Raw genomic sequence first — 17,977 nt, 5'->3', positions numbered from 1 at the left:
GATCGTAGGCCAGTTCGTACGGCATTCCCCGGGTGATGGCTCGGCCTCATGGCAACTGGCTGTGACACATGCGCGTTTGCCGGAACTGCGCCTCTTCCGGGGCAGCTGCGCGTTGGACACGCTGGGTAGGCATTTCCCTCACTCAGCGTGGAAGGTGTGCAGCATGGAAGCGACAGAGCGGCGCAAAGCGGCGGCGGAGAGAGTGCGGATGGCGGAGGACGTGGTGGCGCGGCTGAAGGACGGTCTCGGCGGGGTCGGTGTCAGGCTGCCGTCGCTGCGGATCGATCCCGTGTCGTGCGCCGGGAACGAACCGGCGCCACTGGTCGACCTGGGCCGGTGCAACCTCGACACCGCGCTGCGGCTGTGCCAGGTGCTGGCGGACAAGGAGAGCGGTCATGACGGGTGAGGGGCTTGACGCGTGTATGCCCGAGCCGGGGTCGTACGCGGTGGACGTCCGGGACGGGCGGGTCGGCCGGGTGATGGGCCGGGTCGGGCCGTACGTACAACTGCGGCCGCCGGGCGGCGGACCGGAGTGGGACTGTCCGCCGGAGGCCGTCGAACCGGCCCCGCCGGGCGCGGTCCTGCGGGCCCGGGTGACCGAGATCAACCGGGAGGGGCAGCTGCCGCGTTGAGGACGGATCGACGGTGGCGCGGTGGTCGTTAGGCTGCTGAGGTGATGACCGGTGCGGGACAGCGGGCGGGTGCGCGGGCAGCGCGCCGCCTGGCGGAGATCGGCGACTGCGTGATGCGGCCGGGGCTGAGCGAAGGGGAGTTCGGCCGCATCGAGGCGGAGTACGGAATCGAGTTCGCCGACGACCACCGCGCCTTCCTCGCCGCCGGTCTGCCCGTCGGGTCCGTGTCCCCTCCGGAGGAGGGCGCGTCCCGGCGTCAGCCCTGGGTGGACTGGCGGGACGGTGATCCTGCGGAAATTCGAGGGCGGCTGTCCTGGCCGGTCGAGGGGCTGCTGTTCTCGGTCGAGCACGGGTGGTGGCCCGGGGAGGCGTGGGGGCCCCGGCCGTCGGACACGGATCTGGCCGTGATCGTCGCGCGGGACGAACTGGCCTCGGTCCCGCAGCTGATTCCGGTGTACTCGCACCGGTACCTTCCGCCGGGCCGGGGGACGTTCGGGCACCCCGTCCTGTCGGTGCACGGCGCGGACACCATTTGCTACGGGCGTGACCTGCGGGACTACGTGGAACGCGAGTTCGTGGGGTGGGAGGCGGCGGAGGGCGACGCCTCGGACGTTCCGCCGAGCGTGCCCTTCTGGTCGGACCTGGTCAGCTGACGGGGCGGTCGGCGAGGGCGGTCGGCGAGGGCGGGCGGCGGGCGCGGGCGGGGTCGACGTGCGGGGAGCCGACATGCCGGACGGCGACGCGCCGGGGAGGCCGACATGCCGGACGGCGGGGCCGGCCCTTCTTCAGGGTCGGGCCCGCCGCCTCCTGGTGGCGCGAGGGATCACATGATGCGGAAGGCGCCGTAGTAGCCGCCGACCTGCGCGTGATAGCCGGGGTCACCCATGTGCTTGTGCCGGTCGAACTCCGGTGAGTCCTTGACCTGGTCCTTGGTCAGCTCCACGAAGACCTTCCGGTCCTCCGTGTCTATGTGCGTGACCGTGCCCGCGGGCAGCAGGACTTCCTTGCCGAAGATCCATATCCCGGTGTCGACCACGAGACAGGCCGAGCCGACATCGTCCGAGTGCTTGTCGACCTTGCCGATGCTGCCGTCGGTCGCCTCGACCGTATATCCGGTCAGATCCGCTCCGGCGGTGTGACCGCTCGAAGGCCGGTAACCCCACAGGTTGTCGCTCATGAAAAGGCTCCTTTCCAGACGGTCCAATTCGGCGTGAGGGCCCCCACCGAAATGGTGGTGAGCGGCTCTCGGTTTATCGGGTGCCCGGGTCTGCGGACCTCATGCGTGATTTCTTCGGTTTCTATGTCCGGGGGAACGCGGAACGCGAGTGGGCCCGGACGGAGATCCGTCCGGGCCCACTCGTCATCTGCGCTGAGGTCTGCGCCGAGACTGTCCGTGCTGGTCAGGCGCGGCTACCAGCGGTACCACCGGCCGCGCCCGCCGCCGCTCGCGGTCGGACGGACGAAGAAACCTATCAGCCATATCGCCAGCACGATGATGGCGATCCACCACAGTGCCTTGAGTGCGAAACCGGCACCGAAAAGGATCAGGGCGAGCAGAAGAACGAGTAGCAGGGGAACCATATGTATCAACCTCCGATGCATCTGGTGCCCGTGAATGAAATCCCTACACACCATGGGCGAAATAAGTTTCCGGGGCACCGTCGCGATTACCGCGCGAGGGGATGCGGGCGGTGACGCGTGAACCTTGCGGGACGGCACCTCTCGCCGGTCGCCACCCGTTCGTGGGACGCTGGTGGGAACGACGGACTGCCGTGAAATCTTCGATCTACTCTCCCCCCGTAAGGCCACGGAAGAAGGGACCCGCGATGACCGCAGCGTTGGTCGAGAACGACCAGGCATCCGAAGGGCGCGCGTGGGACTACCTGTTGCAGACATGGCGTGAACTGGACGTGCCCGAGGGATGGCGCGCCGAGATCGACGAGGGGCAGATCGTCTTGGTACCACCGCCACATGCACACCACAACGGCATTGCCGAGGCGGTGCAGCGTTGTCTGTACCGGGGGATTCCGGAGGAACTGGGCATCTACCAGACTCTCGGCGTCCACGTCGCCCCGCTCGACAAGTTGTATGTGCCGGATCTCGTGGTCATGCCGACCGAGCTGATCGCGGCGGCAGACCCGGAGACCAGCGACCCGCTCGACGCCTCGGAAGCCCTGCTCATCGTGGAGATCACCTCCAAGGGGAACGCGCGGGAGGACCGGACGAAGAAGTACCGCGCCTACGCGCGCGCCGGTGTTCCGGCGTACCTGCTGATCGACAGGTTCGACATGCGGGGCCCGATGGCCACGCTGTTCACCGAGCCGAACGAGGACGGTACGTACAAGCGGTCCGACCCGGTGCCGTTCGGAAAGACTCTCGTGCTCCCCGCGCCCTTCGCTGTGTCGCTGCCGACCTCGGAGTTCCCGGGCCCCGTCACTCCGTAACCGCACGGCGCCACCGACGGCTACGGCACCGGGTCATGTGCAGTGCTGCCCATGACCCGGTGCCGTAGCCGTTGCCGTACGAAGGGCGGTCAGACCCCCGCAGGTTCCTTCGCGGGGGAGCCGGGGCCGGTTTCGGGGCCGGAACCGGGGGCCGATCCCGGTGCTGCCGCAGGGTGGCCGCCCGTGGCGGTGACCGCGGAGGGGGCGGGCTCCTGGGAGACGTTGAACTCCGTCAGCAGGTCCTTGCTGAAGCCGAAGAAGTACGTGGCGAGGAACCCGGCGACATAGCCGACGAGCAGGCCGCCCGCGTAGATGGCGATCGTCGAGCCCAGGCCGTGGTTGCCGTCGAGCAGCGGGAACAGGGCCCAGCCGGACGGGCCGATGGCCGTGGAGCCGACCGTGTCGCCGAGTTGGTTGAACAGACCCACGAAGCCCGCGCCGAACGCGCCGCCGACGCACGCCGTGATGAAGGGGCGGCCCAGCGGCAGCGAGACACCGTAGATCAGGGGTTCGCCGACGCCCAGCAGACCTGCGGGGAGGGCGGACTTGATGGTGCGGCGGATCGACTCGTTGCGCGGGAGGCGGAAGTAGACGGCCGCCGCCGCGCCGACCTGGCCCGCGCCGGCCATCGCGAGGATCGGGAGCAGGACCGTGTAGCCCTGCTGCTCGATCAGCGTGGTGTGGATCGGGATCAGGGCCTGGTGCAGACCCAGCATCACCAGTGGGAGGAAGAGCCCGCCGAGGACGAAGCCCGCGCCCGCACCGCCGTTGGACAGCAGCCAGTCGGCGAACGTACCGATGGCGGAGGAGACCTCACCGGCCACGTACATCAGGCCGAAGATGGTCACCAGGCCGGAGATCAGGACCGTCAGGGTCGGGGTGACCAGGACGTCCAGGGCCTCGGGCACCCAGCGGCGGCACCACTTCTCCACGTACACCGCGAGCACCGCCGCGCCCAGCGCGCCGAGCACACCGCCCTGTCCGGGGGAGAGGGTCTGGCCGAACGCGTCGATGTTCGCGACGCCCGGGAAGACGATGATCGCCGCGACCGCGCCGCCGAGGATCGGCGTACCGCCGAACTCCTTCGCCGTGTTGTAGCCGACGAACACCGCGATCAGCGCCATGAAGCCGGAGGCCATCGCGGCGAGTGCGGGGGTGACGGAGGGCAGCCACTCCAGGTTGACCAGCAGGCCGTTGAGGCCCGCGATGATGCCGCAGCCGATGAGGGCCGGGATCAGCGGGACGAAGATGTTCGCGATCTTCCGCAGGAACAGCTTGAACGGGGTGGCGTTCTTCGCCTTCTGCTGCGCCTTGATCGCGGCGCCCTGCGCGGCCAGTTCGTCGGCGGAGACGGGGCCGGTCGCGGGGGCGGGCTCCGGAGCGGCGGCCCGGCCCTCCTCGACCAGCTTCTCGAACTCCGGCGTGACGCGGGCGACCGTACCGGGGCCGAGGACGATCTGGTACGTGTCGTCATCGACCACGCCCATGACGGCGGGGACGGCCTTCAGGGCCTCGTCGTCGACGAGGGAACGGTCGTGCAGACCGAGGCGGAGCCGGGTCATGCAGTGGGCGATGGAGCTGACGTTCGCGGCGCCACCGACGAGCGGCAGGATCGCGGCGGCAGTGGCGCGGTTCTTGTCTTCTGTGGCCATGTGCGTGGTGCCTTGCTGTGCGGGGGTGCGGGAGTGGTGCCGGTGGGTCAGGTGGTGCGTACGGCCGCGAGGGCGGCGCGGAGGTGTCCGTCGGAGTCGGTCAGGAGCGTGGCGGCGGTGGGTCCGTCGACCCGGCCGAGGATGGTGAGGATCGCGTTCTTCACCTCGCCGTCGGTGGCGGCGAGCGCGGCCTCGATCTCGGCGTCGGAGGCCCCGGTGGCCAGCGAGACGATGCGGCGGGAGCGGGCCCGCAGCTTCTCGTTGGAGGCGCGGACGTCGACCATCAGATTCCCGTACGTCTTGCCGAGCCGGATCATCGTGATCGTCGAGATCATGTTGAGGACGAGCTTCTGCGCCGTACCGGCCTTGAGGCGGGTGGAGCCGGTGAGCAGTTCGGGGCCGACGACGACCTCCAGGCCGTGCTCGGCGGCGGCGGCGAGCGCCGAGTCCGCGTTGCAGGAGAGGCCGATGGTCAGGGCGCCCAGGGCGCGGGCGTGCTCGACGGCGCCGATGGCGTACGGGGTGCGGCCGGAGGCGGAGATGCCGACCACCGTGTCGTCGGCGGTCAGCTTCAGCGCGTCCAGGTCGGCGGCGGCCAGCTCCTTGCTGTCCTCGGCACCTTCGACGGCCTTGACCATGGCGGACGGGCCGCCCGCGATCAGGCCGATGACCTCGGACGGGTCGGTGTTGAAGGTGGGCGGGCACTCGCTGGCGTCCAGGACCCCGAGGCGGCCGGCGGTGCCCGCGCCCGCGTAGATCAGCCGGCCGCCGCGTGCCATGCGCTCGGCGGTGGCGTCGATCGCGGCCGAGATCTCCGGCAGCCGCGCGGCGACGGCGGCGGGGACGCTGTTGTCCTCGCCGTTCATGATGCGCGCCAGTTCCTGCGTGGGGAGCTGGTCGATCTCGGCGAGCTCGGGTCGGAATGCCTCGGTGGTGAGAGTGGCCAGCTGGGCGCGCAGCTCACCGTAGCCGCCGGTGTTGGCGTCGGTGTTGGCGTCGGTGGTGGAGGTCATGGAGAGCGGCTCTGCTTTCTCGGTCTCGTACGGTTCAGCGGGTGCGGGGGTTGTGGCGGTGGGCGAGCGCCTCGTAGGACGCGGCGAGTGCCGGGGCGGCCGTCTCGTACGTCCGCTGGGCCACCCCTATGAACAGGCAGTCCACGACGAGGAGCTGGCTCGTACGGCTCGACATGGCGGCCGGCCGCAGCTCGCTCTCGCGGGCGGTGGACGTGGTCAGCACATGGTCCGCGTACTGCGTGACGGCGCCGTCCGGCCGGCCGGTGATCGCGACGGTCGTCGCCCCGTGGTCGAAGGCGACCCGGAGCGGTTCGATGACGTCACTGGTCGACCCGGAGTGCGTGATGGCGATGGCCACGTCACCGGAACGGAGCTGCACGGCGTTGGTCACCGCGAGGTGCGGGTCCATGTGGGCGTGCGCGATCAGCCCGATCCGGAGCAGCTTCTGCGCCAGGTCCTGGCCGACGAGGGAGGAGGCCCCGGCGCCGTAGATGTCGATGCGGCGGGCGGTCGACGCGGCGGTGACGGCGGCCCCGAGCTGCACGGTGTCCAGCCCGGCGGCGGTGTCGGCGAGGGTCTGCTGCTCGTCGTAGGCGAGCTTGGCGACCACGTCCGCGATCGGGTCGTCGACGGCGATGTCAGCGGTGACGGCGGGCGCCCGGCCGGACTCCTGATGCGCGGCGAGCCCGGCGAGCGCCAGGCGCAGGTCCCGGTAGCCGGGATAGCCCAGGAGCCGGGCGGTGCGGACCACGGTGGCCTCGCTTGTGCCGGTGAGCTCGGCGAGACCGGTGACGGTGAGGGCGGCGCATCCGGCCGGGTCCCCCGCGACGGCTTCGGCGACGCGCTGCATGGAGCGGGTCATGGAGGGCGCAAGGGTCCGGACCTTGGCGGCGAGGGCCGCGGGAGCGGGCGGGGAGTCGCCGCTGAAAATTTCCTTCACGTCATTGGTCACTCTTGAAAGATATTTTCAGCCCTGCGGTCCGTCAAGCCCCCTTTGGTCCCTACCTCTGGAGGGTCCTTGGTCACGGGGGTGGGCGGGTAGCTCCGTCGGCTCCATCGGCCCCATCGGCCCCGTCGGGCGGCTGGGGCGGGCGCGTGGGTGGCGCGATTTCCGATGAATCCGGGCCGATTCTTTTCGGTGGCGGGCGGTGCCGGGAATATACGTGGCGAAATGTGCGGGACCTGGCGGGATGCGCCCGGGTATGAGTTGTTAATTTGGTCGCACGGCCCGTGGCGAATGGGCCTTAATGGGCTGACGGATGGGGGAATCCGGTGGACGGGCAGAGCCTCCGGGTGGTCGATCACCGATTGACCGACCTGGCCGACGATCTCGACGAAATGCAGGAATACCTGACCAAACAGGTAAAACGCATGGACGAGATCGTCGATGTGATCGAGGCGGGCTGGCGTGGCCCCGCAGCCAAGGCGTACAGGGCGCTCCATAGGGGCGCCGCGGAAGACGCTGTGCGGATCAGGGGTGTCATGAAGATCCTGGAACAGGCCGTGCGCCTGAGCCGGGACGGCTTCACGGAACAGGAGCTGGAGATCATGGGCCAATTCCGGCGGATGCAGAACGCCGTCGACGTGGCCGCAGAGGCGAACGCGCTCTCCACACCGAACCAGAACGGCGGGGTGCAAACAGGAGCGACGCCGCGCAGCCGTATCAGCGACCTGTGACATCGGGGGACACATGCCATCGGACGACGATTCCATAGCCGTCGATTTTGCGACTTTGCGAAACCTCTCGGCTGATCTTGAGGACATACTCAAGAAACTCAACGAGAAGCTGGACCTGCTCTACCCCCGGGTGGAGCAGGTGGTCCTGACGTGGGAGGGCGAGGCCCGCCAGGCGTTTGTCGATGAACTCGACAAGTGGGATCACTCGGCGCAGGACCTGGAGGCGGCCCAGGCCTGGCTTCAAGAGGTGGTGGTCGCCGGCCATATCAACTACGCGGCAGCTCACCAGGCCGTACTGCGCGGCTGGGGGGCCGCCTGATGGCAGGTCCGCCGCCGCCACCGCCCTCGCAGGGTGGAGGCTTCGACATCCAGCCCCCACACGTCTACCACGCTTCGGAGCTGGTGCGGGACGGACAGGATGCCCACGATCAGCGCGGTGTGAAGTTGGTCGACGCCCTGAACAAGTACAGCCAGTCGGCAGGGGCCGGGTCGGGTGCCGAAGCCTTTGCCGCCGAGTACATGGCGGTGGTGGGAAAGTTCCTAGAGGTCTGGGGGAGGGGTGTGGTGAGCATCGGAGGTGCGGCGGTAGGCCTGACCATCACCGCGAACAACTACGCCCAGGCCGACTGGGAGGCTCGGGGGCGGAAGGGCGCTCCACCGGTGAAGCGGCCCGAGCCCGTGGTCATCAACAAGACCCCGCCCTACGGTCCGGTCAACGAAATCAAGTGGACGGGTACGGGCGAGGACGCCGATTCCTGGCAGATATCGGGGATTCTCGGCGAGATCCCGGACTTCCTCGCGGACGTCATCCGGCCGGCGATCGAGCATGGGCTCCGCCTCGGTAAGGTCCATGAGATCACCCCGGGTGCCAGGGACGATGAACTCCGAGGAATGGCGGTCGCGTGGCGGGAGATCGCCAAGGATGCGGCGAAGTCCGCCGAGGAGCTGACCGACGCCATCGCGTACCTGACCGACCCCCAGGGGAACAGCGAGTGGCAGGGGGCGATGAGAGCGTTCTGTCAGTCGATCTGGGGAACCACCGAATGGGGACGCACCCGCAACGAAGAAGGGCAGCGGGCGTCGCAGGGGCGTAGTTGGAAGACCAGCCGCGGAACGGCACCCGCCGGGCGTCGCCCCATCATTGACGTGCTGCGAAAGACGGCGGATGCCGTTCAGGGAATCCTGGACCCGCTGGCCGATCTCGCCGAAAAGAACCGTGGCTTGAAGGTGAAGTATGCCAAGGAGGCGGCTGACGCGACGGTAAAGGATCTGACGGTCGGCCTCGACCTGATGGAGTTGACCCGACTTGCGGCGACGATGGCATTTGCTGAAATCGTCATCACTTTTCGGTCCCACATGGACAAGACCGGCATGAATGCAGCGGTCGAGGATCATCACCGTCAGTTCCACGCAGCTGCTGGCGAGCTGAAAAAACTCAAGCCGGAATTGGATTTTGCGCTGCGCAGTGCACCCACGTTCCAGGCGGAGCAGGCGCGTGCTCAAGGCTACGGTGCCAGGTCGCTCAACGAGTTCAAGAAGGAACACAGTTGGCAGCGGCCCGAGAGCCAGGTTCCTTATGTGTATTCGCTGGATCTGGCGACGAACGAAGAGCTCGTTGGCGGGCACACGATCGACAAGCATGTGGGAAAGACCGACAGTCAACTGCTCCTGCGTCTGGAGGACCAGGCCAATGGGGCGGGCAAGCCTCAAATTCCCGCCGCTTCGAGTTTCCCTGATATGAATTCGGCCCAGAAATATACCCAATACTGTATCCGCTCGAACACGTCGGAGATTCAGGACTGGCTCAGTGATCCGCCACCAGATCCGCCGTCAAAAGTTTTCAAGGTCGCATCGGTGCCGAGCGAAGGTCCATCCGCAGGCCATGCGGTGACTGGTCGAAGTTCGTTGGTTTCGGACGGTCAGGCAATGCCGGTGGCGGACGCGTACGGAGTGGCGACGCGACTCAAGTGGGATCCGAGTCTCAATCCGCCCTTCGTCGTTGTGACGTCGATGCCTAAATAATGGAGTAGATGATGACAGAAGCAGATGTCGATGCGGCGGCGTGGGCGGACGCGCTCAAGCTGTTCTACCGCTATACATTCGTGGCCGTTGCGCGGCGTGAGCATGAAGAGTGGTGGTACGACGTCGCGTCCATCATGCGGGGCAACGCGCAAGACCCTCGGGGATGGGCGTCGCTCGACCCGGACGCCGATGAAGAGGAGCGTCAAGAGGACCCGACGTTCCCTTTTGCGCCGCCTCCGGCGACGGCGGAGGACGTCAAGCTATGGCGTTCGCGTGTGAAGGAACTCCCGCGAACTTCTATCGAAAGGCTACTGGTCACGCTTGCGACGAATTGGCTGGATGTCTCGCGGGAGTGGGAATTCGATCGCCGTAGGCCGGAAATGGAATCCAGGGCTCGCGTCGTCCTTTCTCGCTTCTCCTTGGAGACCCGGTTCTATGCAAATACCGGATGGGGGAGCGAAAACCCGGACTTTTATCTTTCTCCGATCACAGGAGTCAATCCATGTAGTCGGTACGACTGGGACGCCGGTCTGATCGCCGTCTCCGACGACGAGGTCGGCCTCTTCTGGTCCTTCGACGCCACCTGAACCACCCACCGAACCGAGGACACCGTGCTCACCCGTTCCGCGACCTACCCTGACAGGGAAACCGCCCACTGGGCCACCCAGCAGGTCGTCACCACCAATGAACAGGCCATCCACCGCTGGCTGGCTCAGGGCACCCGGCCCCGTCTTGCCATCGAGGCCGCCTGGCCGTCGCGGGCCGAGCCGGTCGGCCGGGTGCTGTTGCAGGCCATGGTGCTCGCCGGACGCGAGCCCATCGATGTGCGGGCCGCGCGGGTGGTGCTCAGACGTGAGCCGACGAGCCCGCACGGCTTCGTTGTGCTCGCCACCTTTCCGATCTACGTGTAGAGGCTGACCGCGTGTCCATGAAGCCACTCGAATTCGACCGCCGTTACGGCGAGTTGGACCAGGTTGCCGGCGCGTACCTCGGTGAGAACGCCGATGATGCCCCGGAGATGCCGAGTCGCGCCCTCCAGGCGTATCTGCGGCATACCTGGCATGCCCGGCCCTGGGCCCTGTCCGTCGCTGAGCAGCAGATCCGGGAGTACGCGCGCAATCCCCCCGGCCGGCTGCGGCTGCGCCTCGGCGAGTTCTATTCGGTGCCGGATGTGGGCCTGCCCGAGTCCGAGATCCAGGGCTGGCTCTTCCTGCTCGCCGACCACATCAAGCACAGCGTCGAGGAAGGCGAAGTCCCGCCTCCGTCGGCCGTACCGGAGACGCACTGGGAATGGCACGCGCGCTTTCCCGAACTCGCCCAGTTCCTCGGAGGCTGGTTCTCGCAGGACATGCCCGACGAGTTCGCCGACCACGATGCGGCCATCGACGACTACGGCAGCAGGGTGGACCGTACGCTCGTGGCCCGACTCGTCGGCGAACTGCACGAACTGCTTGCCCTCCGCCTTGATGAGGCCGACTACGCCCTCGCCGTGGCCGAGCTGGGGATGGAGGTCGATCCGCAGGCTCCGTACACACCCGGCGCCTGGCTCGCGCTGGTGGCGGACCGGCTCGGGGGCTTCCGGGCGGAGTACGGGCACCCCGGTTCTGATGGGTGAGATGGGGTAACGACGCCACCTGCACCGGGCTCCCCGGCCCGCCGCCCCGTCCCCACCCGCCGGAGGCACGGGCGTACCGCGTCGTGGGGGGACAATGGCTGTATGGAGCTGAACCCCCTGGAGCAGGCACTGCACACCGCCCGCGCGCTCGTCATGGCCGATCTCGCCGCCGGAGACGTGGCCGAGGCCGAGATCGTCTCGCTCGTCGAGGACGCGGTGACGCACCGGCGCTGGTGGGTCGAGCAGTGGCCCGAGGGGGCGGGGTTCGTCGTCGGGCTGATCGCTCAGGATGTGCAGGACGCCCTGCTGGAGCGGTACGGGCGGTGGCCGCTGTGCCCCGTGTGTGTCGACGAGGGCGGGCCGCATGCCCTGGACGTCGAGCCGGAGCTGGGGCCCGATCCGCACTGGGTGTGCACCAAGGCGACCGTGCGGGTGGCGCCGGTGGGGGCGCTGAGCGGGGTGCTGCGGCGGTGACGGTCTACATCGACCCGCCGGACTGGCCGGGGCACGGCCGGCTCTGGTCGCACCTGGTCAGCGATGTGTCCTTCGAGGAACTGCACGTCTTCGCCGCCGCGATCGGCTGCCCCCCGCGCGCCTTCGAGCGGGACCACTACGACATACCGGAAGACCGGTACGGGGACGCGGTGCGGGCCGGGGCGCGGGAGATCGGCTCCAAGGAGCTGGTCCGGCGTCTCACTGCCGCGGGGCTGCGCAGACCGAAGGGGCGGCCGGCTCCCGGGTAGCGGGGACCACGCTCCTCGCCACCTCGCGGGACGGGGAACCGCCGCCGCGCTGGAGCCGCAGCGAGACGACCACCGCCGCCAGGGCCAGCACCGTCATCGCCGCGCCCGCCCAGGCCGTGGCCGCGTAGCCGAAGTCCGCGTCGATCACCGTGCCGCCCAGCCACGGGCCGCTCGTGTTGCCCAGGTTGAACGCGGCGGTCGTCGTCGCACCGGCCAGCGTCGGGGCCGCGCCCGCCACGTTGAACATCCGGGCATTGAGCGCGGGCGCCGTGAAGAACGCCGACAGGCCCAGGAGGAAGGCCAGCGCGATCACCGCGATCTGGCTGGAGGCGAACAGGGCCAGCGCCGTCAGGAACACCGTCGACGCCGTCACACCGCCCAGCAGCACCCCGAACAGGTGCGCGTCCGCGACCCGGCCGCCGATCATCGTACCGACCAGCGCACCGATCCCGAACAGGCCGAGGATCCACGGCACCCAGCCCGAGTCCAGGCCCGCCACATCCGTCAGCAGCGGCGCGAGATAGCTGAACGCGCAGAAAACCCCGCCCGCCGCGAGCGCCGTGATCACGATGGACAGCCAGACCTGCCGGTCCCGGTAGATCGACAGCTCCTGCCGCAGCTCCGGCTTCCGGTCCGGCAGCGGGATGTGCGGGATGCGCGTCGCGACCCCGACCAGCGCCACGGCGGACGCCGCACCCACCGCCCAGAACGCCGACCGCCAGCCCAGGTGCTCACCGAGGAACGCCCCCAGCGGCACACCCAGCACGTTCGCGATCGACAGCCCGCCGATCATCACCGCCATCGCCCGCGCCCGCGCGTTCACCGGCACCATCGCGATGGCCACCGACGCCCCGACCGCCCAGAAGCCCGCGCACGCGAACGCGCTGACCACCCGGGAGACGAAGAGCACCTCGTACGTCGGAGCCAGCGCACCCGCGATCTGACCGACGCCGAAGACCGAGATCAGGGTGATCAGCGTCGTCCTGCGCGGCAGCCGGAGCGTGGTCACGGCGAGCAGCGGGGCGCCGACCACCATGCCGATCGCGAAGGCGGATATGAGGAGTCCGGCGCGCGGAATGGACACGTTCATGTCGTCGGCGATGGGCGGCAGCAGCCCGGACAGCATGAACTCACTGGTGCCGAGAGCGAAGACCGAGAGGCCGAGGATGTATACGGCCAGTGGCATACGGGTGCGGCGAGAGGCAGAGTCGGGCATGACAGGCCCCAACACGGATCATGCCCGTTACATTCCCGGCCGTCCCACTCCTCGGACACGGGCCGTCGCCTCCCGGTTTGTCCCGGTCCTCGGGCCCGAGCTGCCGCCTCCCCGCCGTCCTACTCCTCCGACGCGCGTGCCGACGACAGCAGGTCCAGCTCCGTCGTCAGGTTCTGCCGCGCCCTCGGCTCCCACTCCGCCACCCCGTGCGGCGTACGGAACAGGCGCGGCAGCTCCAGCAGCTGCCGCAGCACCGCCGCCCGGCCCTCCCGGAACGCCTCGTCCGGCACGAATCCGTACTCCTCGCGCACCTGTGCCGCGTACGCCCCGTACTCCTGCGGGCCGCCCGCCAGGATCGCCAGGTCCGCGTCGCACAGCACCTCGCCGTTGCGGTCGCCGTCCGCCGGGTCGTGGGTGACCGTCAGCCGGACCAGCCGGGCGACCTCCGCCGTGACGGGCGCCGGGACGCCCGCCTCGGGCAGCGCGCGCTCGGCGAGTGCGGCGCTGCGCTCCTCGTTCTCCGTGCGGTCCGGGCGGTACACCGCGTCGTGGAACCAGGCGGCGAGCCGTACCGCCGCCGGGTCCTCCGCATGGGCGGCCAGCGTGTCGACGCGGTCCAGGACCGCCGCCAGGTGGGCGGCCGTGTGGTACCGGCGCTGCGGTTCCGCCCAGCGGGCCAGGAGATTGTCGGCGTACGGCAGCGGATCGGGGCCCGGCGCCCCGGACCGGGCGGCTACGAGGGCCTCCCGCCAGCGGTCGCGGAGTGCGGCGGTGCGGGCGCCGTCGTCGTCGGGTCCGGGGGGCGTGGTGTCGGTCATGGGCCGACCCTAGAGCCCCCGTCCGCGCGGATCGGCCGCGCGGTCCGGGTGGAGCGCCGGCCGGACCGTCAGTGGCCCGGCGCGGTGTCCAGGGCCAGCGCGGCGAACGTGGCCAGCCAGTGGTCCGACGTGAAGTCGCCCGACGACACCGTGGGGAGGCCCGCCGTCAGGTGCGCCTCGGCGGACTCGGTCAGTGCCGTGCGCTCCGGGCCCTCGGGCAGCGCCGCGGCGATCGTCCGGAGAGCCGCCGCCCGGCTCAGGGTGAGGCCCAGCAGATGGCAGATGTAGGGGTCCGCGTGGTCGGAGACCACGGGCGGGGTGAGCAGCGAGGAGGTGGCCAGATCCGGCAGGAACGCGGCCAGCCAGCCGCGGAACTCCTCGGCGGGCAGCACCCTGCGCACCGCGTCCGCCTCGGTCAGGGCCGGGGAGAGGAAGTCCTGGCCGGAGGGCTCCCAGTGGGTGGGCGCGTCGTGGTCGGCGCTGAACCAGTCGCGGATCCGGTCCGCCACCGCGTCGAGGACCGGTGAGGCCAGTCCGGCACGCGCGCCCGCGTCCAGGATCAGGCCCAGCCCGAACGCGCTGTTGCCGTGGACCCCGTGCCGGATCGGGTACGTCGCCCGGGGCAGCCAGCCGGTGAGCAGGTCGCCGACCGTGTCCACGGCGGGGGCCAGGGCGTCGGCCCAGCGGTCGCCGTCGGGGGTGCCGAGCACACGGCACTCCGCGGCCAGCGCCACGAGCCACGCCCAGCCGTAGGGGCGCTCGAAGTGGGGCCGGCCGCGCAGGTAGTCCGCTTCCACGGCGAGGTTCTGCGGGGTGAGGTGGGTGTCCAGGACTTCGTGGATACGGGTGGTGAGCGTGGCCGGAAGCTCGCCGCCGGCCGGGAAGCGGCGCAGGAGGCGGACGAGCAGCCAGTGCATGTGCACCGTGGAGTGCCAGTCGAAACCCCCGTAGAACGCGGGATGCAGGGTGCGCGGCGCGACCAGTTCCTCGGGGCCCGCGTACAGGTGGGCCGGGGCGTTGGGGTATTCCCGTACGACGTTGGCGAGGGCGAGTTCGGCGAACGGGACGGCGTACGGGGCGGGGAACGGGGCGGGGACCGGGCTGGGGGACGCGGAGGGCATCGAGATCACTCCAGAGGGGGTGCGGGCGGGTGAGGGTACGGGTGTGCGGGGGTGGGCCGGGGGTGTGTCGGGGCGGCTGTTCGGCGGCTCGGGTCAGGACGCGAACAGGCACCGACCTCAGTGGTTCAGTGGCACAGCGGTTCGGCGGTTCGGCGGTTCAGAAGGCGAACAGCGCCATGATCGCGATGTTGCAGACCAGCAGCGCGGCGGCCGTGGGGAGCTGTGCCTTGATCGGGCCGTACTGGTCCTTGAGTTCGAGGAGGGCCGCGGGGACCAGGTTGAAGTTGGCGGCCATGGGGGTGACGAGGGTGCCGCAGAAGCCGCAGAGCATGCCGATCGCGAGGACGGCGGGCGCGTTGCCGTTCATCTGCTCGATCAGGACCGGCCAGCCGATGGCCGCCGTCATCACCGGGAAGGCCGCGAACGCGTTGCCCATGACGATGGTGAACAGGGCCATGCCGCCGCAGTAGACCACCACGGCCACCAGTTGCTGGCCCTCGGGCAGCACCGCCTCGCTGATCCTGCGGACCTGCTCGCCGACGCCCGCGGACTGGAAGATCGAGCCGAGGACGGCGAGGAGCTGCGGCAGGAGCAGTGCCCAGCCCATCGATTCGAGCATGTTGCGGCCGGAGTGCAGGGGTACGGCGATGCTGCGCTCGCGGAGCACCACCATGCCGACGACCAGGGCGGCGATGGCGCCGACGCCCAGGCCGAGGATGGTCTCGTACCCCGGTTCCAGGACCGGTTCGCCGCCGATCTTCCAGTCCTTCACGAGCGTCGCGCAGATCATCGCGACGACGGGGATGGTGAGGGCCGGGAGGAACAGCTTGTTGCCGAAGCGGGCGGCCGTCGCGGCGCGCTTCTCGCGCGAGGGGGTGCGCGACTCGCCCTTGCCGGTGAGGCCGAAGCCGCCCAGCACGATCAGGACCAGGACGGCGACGCCGAGGGGTTCGGCGGGCAGGGAGTCCTCGACGACTCCGGTGGAGTAGAAGAACGCGGCACCCAGCAGGCCCCAGAATCCGGCCGAGCCGAAGCGTTTGGGGTTGGTGCGGTCCATGGCCATCTGCCCGGCCATGACGAGGAACACTGCGCCGACGAGCCAGAAGAAGTACTCGGACTTGATCACTTGGAGTCCTCCGTCCGGCGGGCGGCGTGCGCCGACGATTCGTTCTCGGCGGCGGCGACGGCCAGTTCGCGCTCCAGCTGACGGTCCAGGTTGAGCAGCCGTCCGCCATGGATCAGGAAGGCGCATATCGCGGACGGGATGGCCCACAGCGCCAGGTGCAGGGGTTCGAGGTGCTGGTTGTAGGTCGAGTTGACGAACCCGGTGATCAGCAGGATCGAGCCGATGGCGATGAAGCAGTCCTCGCCGAAGAAGACGCCGATGGTGTCCGCCCCGGAGGCGTGCGAGCGGACCTTCTCGCGCAGCTTCTCCGGCAGTGGGCCGCCCGCCTTCGCCTCGGCGGCGGCCTCGGCCATCGGGGCGATCAGCGGGCGCACGCTCTGGGCGGGCCCACCGATGCTGGTGAGGCCGACGGAGGCGGTGAGCTGGCGGATCAGCAGGTACAGGGCCAGGAAGCGGCCGGTGGTCAGCTTGCCGAGCCTGCCGATCAGCGTGCGGGCCTGTTCCTGGAGTCCGTAGCGCTCCAGCAGCCCGATCACGGGGAGGGTGATGACGAAGACGGTCACCGAGCGCGCGGAGGCGAAGCTCTCGCCGAAGGTGGCCAGCACCTCCTGCGGGGAGAGCTTGCCGAGCAGGCCCGTGACGATGCCGGCGACACCCACCACGAGGAGGGGATTGCGGCGGGTGGCGAATCCGAGGATCACCACGAGCACGCCGAGGAGAACGATCACGCGTCGGCCTTCTTCCGCGTATGGACCTGCGGGCACGGGGGCTCGCAGGGTCCTGATCAGACGAGGTATCGCGGAGACGTTAGGCGATTGTTGAACAAGCCCACAAGAGTGCGGGGTGCATGGATCGGAAAGCGGGGGGTGCGCTCAAGATCCGCCCGGGTGGGTGGTACGTGCGGGCGGAGTGAGGGGGGTCTGGCCGTTTTCCGCCGCCCGCCGCCCGCCGCCCGCCGCCCGCCGCCCGCCGTGTGCCGCGTCGGGTCCGTGTGCCGCGTCGGGGCCGTCGCGCGGCTCCTCGGGCTAGCTGTACTGGCCCGTGAGCCGTTCCGCGTACGCCTCCGCGAGCTGGCGGCGGGAGTCCTCCAGATAGAAGGCCAGCAGCCGTTCGGCGCCCGCCGCGTCGCCCGCGGCGAGCTTGTCCGTGATCTCCCTGTTGCGGGTCAGGTAGGGCTCGTGGAAGCGGCGCGGGTCGGCCATCACATGGAACGCCAGTCGCAGCTCGGCCAGGACGTTGCGCATCAGTTCGTCGGTGCGCGCGCTGCCGGCCAGCCCGGCCAGGGCCTGGTGGAAACGGATGTTCGCGGTCGAGCAGGCGGCCCAGTCGTCCGCCAGCGCGGCCTTTTCGCCGGTGGCCACGGCGGTTTCGACCTCCGTCACGTCGTACGGCGGTTCGCCCAGCGCCCGCAGGGCCGCGCACTCGACCAGCAGGCGTACGCGGTAGATGTCCACCAGATCGTCGACGGCCAGGATGCGGACGAAGACACCCTTGTTCAGGCGGTGTTCCAGGAGGCGCTCGTGGGAAAGGAGCCGGAACGCCTCGCGCAGGGTGTTCCTGGACACGGCGAGCGCACCGGCGATGGACTCCTCGGAGAGCCGGCTGCCGGGCGGGAAGTAGCCTTGCGAGATCCGGTCACGCAGGATGGCGGCGACGCGTTCGGCGGTGCCGGAGCGGGCCAGGGAGGCGCTGTCGGCCGCCAGTTCGGAGAGATCGGGAGTTCCGGTCCGCCCCGCCGCCCCTGCTCCCGCCCCGGTCCCTGACGTCGCGCCTGCCATGCCCCGCCCCTGCTCGTCGCCGTGTCCGCTGTGCCGTGTGTGGTGCGTGTGCGTGCTGTGCACGCCCAGTGAACCGTACGGGCGTCCCGTTCCCCGGACCGGGCCTTGTCAGATTGTTGA

The 17,977-nt window shown here is 69.7% G+C and carries 23 protein-coding genes; 12 read left to right on the top strand and 11 right to left on the bottom strand.

The annotated features are described in order from the left end of the window. Window positions 1-163 precede the first annotated feature (163 nt). Genes A6A29_RS05165 through A6A29_RS05155 form a run of 3 tightly spaced genes read left to right on the top strand, consistent with a single transcriptional unit; the run spans window position 164 to window position 1,285 of the window. Window positions 164-406, top strand: a complete 243-nt coding sequence (locus A6A29_RS05165) for a hypothetical protein (protein WP_073718668.1) — start codon at window positions 164-166, stop codon at window positions 404-406. Further along, on the top strand, window positions 396-632 hold the full coding sequence (locus tag A6A29_RS05160) for a hypothetical protein (RefSeq protein ID WP_073718667.1): 237 nt from the start codon (window positions 396-398) through the stop codon (window positions 630-632). The genes A6A29_RS05165 and A6A29_RS05160 overlap by 11 nt, the downstream gene beginning before the upstream one ends. Window positions 633-676: 44 nt before the next feature. Beyond that, window positions 677-1,285, top strand: coding sequence for a hypothetical protein (locus A6A29_RS05155; protein WP_073719009.1), 609 nt, complete (start codon window positions 677-679; stop codon window positions 1,283-1,285). A gap of 170 nt (window positions 1,286-1,455) precedes the next feature. On the opposite strand, the gene A6A29_RS05150 is transcribed toward A6A29_RS05155, so the two are convergent. Continuing rightward, complete coding sequence (locus tag A6A29_RS05150) at window positions 1,456-1,809, bottom strand: PRC-barrel domain-containing protein (RefSeq protein WP_073718666.1); 354 nt, start codon at window positions 1,807-1,809, stop codon at window positions 1,456-1,458. 233 nt (window positions 1,810-2,042) lie between these two features. Further along, window positions 2,043-2,213, bottom strand: coding sequence for a hydrophobic protein (locus A6A29_RS05145; RefSeq protein WP_073718665.1), 171 nt, complete (start codon window positions 2,211-2,213; stop codon window positions 2,043-2,045). Between the two features lie 245 nt (window positions 2,214-2,458). On the opposite strand from A6A29_RS05145, the gene A6A29_RS05140 reads away from it, so the two are divergent. After that, window positions 2,459-3,076 carry a Uma2 family endonuclease gene (locus A6A29_RS05140; protein WP_073718664.1) on the top strand — a complete coding sequence of 206 codons (618 nt, stop codon included), beginning with the start codon at window positions 2,459-2,461 and terminating at the stop codon, window positions 3,074-3,076. Between the two features lie 89 nt (window positions 3,077-3,165). Here the strand turns inward: A6A29_RS05140 and A6A29_RS05135 are convergent, their stop codons facing one another. From A6A29_RS05135 to A6A29_RS05125, 3 genes are read right to left on the bottom strand one after another with little or no spacing between them, the layout of a single operon-like run. After that, window positions 3,166-4,728 (bottom strand): PTS transporter subunit EIIC, encoded by a 1,563-nt coding sequence (locus tag A6A29_RS05135; protein ID WP_073718663.1) that lies wholly within the window; start codon window positions 4,726-4,728, stop codon window positions 3,166-3,168. A 47-nt stretch (window positions 4,729-4,775) separates the two neighbouring features. Then, a complete protein-coding gene (gene murQ / locus A6A29_RS05130; protein WP_073718662.1) occupies window positions 4,776-5,741 on the bottom strand; it encodes an N-acetylmuramic acid 6-phosphate etherase in 966 nt (321 codons plus the stop codon). A gap of 34 nt (window positions 5,742-5,775) precedes the next feature. Further along, window positions 5,776-6,693, bottom strand: coding sequence for a MurR/RpiR family transcriptional regulator (locus A6A29_RS05125; protein WP_073718661.1), 918 nt, complete (start codon window positions 6,691-6,693; stop codon window positions 5,776-5,778). Between the two features lie 320 nt (window positions 6,694-7,013). On the opposite strand from A6A29_RS05125, the gene A6A29_RS05120 reads away from it, so the two are divergent. From A6A29_RS05120 to A6A29_RS05085, 8 genes are all read left to right on the top strand, one after another. Continuing rightward, complete coding sequence (locus tag A6A29_RS05120; RefSeq protein ID WP_073718660.1) at window positions 7,014-7,418, top strand: WXG100 family type VII secretion target; 405 nt, start codon at window positions 7,014-7,016, stop codon at window positions 7,416-7,418. Between the two features lie 13 nt (window positions 7,419-7,431). Further along, window positions 7,432-7,737: a WXG100 family type VII secretion target gene (locus A6A29_RS05115; protein ID WP_073718659.1), complete on the top strand. Its 306-nt coding sequence runs from the start codon at window positions 7,432-7,434 to the stop codon at window positions 7,735-7,737. 119 nt (window positions 7,738-7,856) lie between these two features. After that, on the top strand, window positions 7,857-9,440 hold the full coding sequence (locus tag A6A29_RS05110) for an RNase A-like domain-containing protein (protein WP_073718658.1): 1,584 nt from the start codon (window positions 7,857-7,859) through the stop codon (window positions 9,438-9,440). An 8-nt stretch (window positions 9,441-9,448) separates the two neighbouring features. Then, on the top strand, window positions 9,449-10,027 hold the full coding sequence (locus A6A29_RS05105) for a hypothetical protein (protein ID WP_241838321.1): 579 nt from the start codon (window positions 9,449-9,451) through the stop codon (window positions 10,025-10,027). Window positions 10,028-10,051: 24 nt separating this feature from the next. Next, window positions 10,052-10,351: an RNase A-like domain-containing protein gene (locus A6A29_RS05100; protein ID WP_073718657.1), complete on the top strand. Its 300-nt coding sequence runs from the start codon at window positions 10,052-10,054 to the stop codon at window positions 10,349-10,351. A gap of 11 nt (window positions 10,352-10,362) precedes the next feature. Then, window positions 10,363-11,055: a contact-dependent growth inhibition system immunity protein gene (locus tag A6A29_RS05095; protein ID WP_073718656.1), complete on the top strand. Its 693-nt coding sequence runs from the start codon at window positions 10,363-10,365 to the stop codon at window positions 11,053-11,055. A 102-nt stretch (window positions 11,056-11,157) separates the two neighbouring features. Continuing rightward, window positions 11,158-11,529 carry a hypothetical protein gene (locus A6A29_RS05090; RefSeq protein ID WP_073718655.1) on the top strand — a complete coding sequence of 124 codons (372 nt, stop codon included), beginning with the start codon at window positions 11,158-11,160 and terminating at the stop codon, window positions 11,527-11,529. Next, a complete protein-coding gene (locus A6A29_RS05085) occupies window positions 11,526-11,798 on the top strand; it encodes a DUF4031 domain-containing protein (protein WP_073718654.1) in 273 nt (90 codons plus the stop codon). The genes A6A29_RS05090 and A6A29_RS05085 overlap by 4 nt, the downstream gene beginning before the upstream one ends. On the opposite strand, the gene A6A29_RS05080 is transcribed toward A6A29_RS05085, so the two are convergent. The 6 genes from A6A29_RS05080 to A6A29_RS05055 all read right to left on the bottom strand — a co-directional run bounded on the left by A6A29_RS05080 (window position 11,749) and on the right by A6A29_RS05055 (window position 17,857). Then, a complete protein-coding gene (locus A6A29_RS05080; protein WP_198953007.1) occupies window positions 11,749-12,984 on the bottom strand; it encodes a Cmx/CmrA family chloramphenicol efflux MFS transporter in 1,236 nt (411 codons plus the stop codon). The two genes, A6A29_RS05085 and A6A29_RS05080, sit on opposite strands and share 50 nt — an antisense overlap. 149 nt (window positions 12,985-13,133) lie before the next feature. After that, window positions 13,134-13,832, bottom strand: a complete 699-nt coding sequence (locus A6A29_RS05075) for an HD domain-containing protein (RefSeq protein WP_073718652.1) — start codon at window positions 13,830-13,832, stop codon at window positions 13,134-13,136. 68 nt (window positions 13,833-13,900) lie between these two features. Then, window positions 13,901-14,953: a DUF2891 domain-containing protein gene (locus A6A29_RS05070; protein WP_073718651.1), complete on the bottom strand. Its 1,053-nt coding sequence runs from the start codon at window positions 14,951-14,953 to the stop codon at window positions 13,901-13,903. 157 nt (window positions 14,954-15,110) lie between these two features. Next, complete coding sequence (locus A6A29_RS05065; RefSeq protein ID WP_073718650.1) at window positions 15,111-16,079, bottom strand: DUF979 domain-containing protein; 969 nt, start codon at window positions 16,077-16,079, stop codon at window positions 15,111-15,113. Next, entirely contained in the window at window positions 16,076-16,807 is a 732-nt protein-coding gene (locus tag A6A29_RS05060; protein ID WP_073718649.1) for a DUF969 domain-containing protein, read from the bottom strand. The genes A6A29_RS05065 and A6A29_RS05060 overlap by 4 nt, the downstream gene beginning before the upstream one ends. Window positions 16,808-17,104: 297 nt before the next feature. Continuing rightward, window positions 17,105-17,857 carry a GntR family transcriptional regulator gene (locus A6A29_RS05055; protein WP_073719007.1) on the bottom strand — a complete coding sequence of 251 codons (753 nt, stop codon included), beginning with the start codon at window positions 17,855-17,857 and terminating at the stop codon, window positions 17,105-17,107. Between the last annotated feature and the right edge of the window lie 120 nt (window positions 17,858-17,977).

The sequence above is a fragment of the Streptomyces sp. TSRI0281 genome (genome assembly GCF_001905125.1).
GTDB lineage: Bacteria > Actinomycetota > Actinomycetes > Streptomycetales > Streptomycetaceae > Streptomyces.
This window is presented reverse-complemented; position numbering and strand designations above follow the sequence as displayed.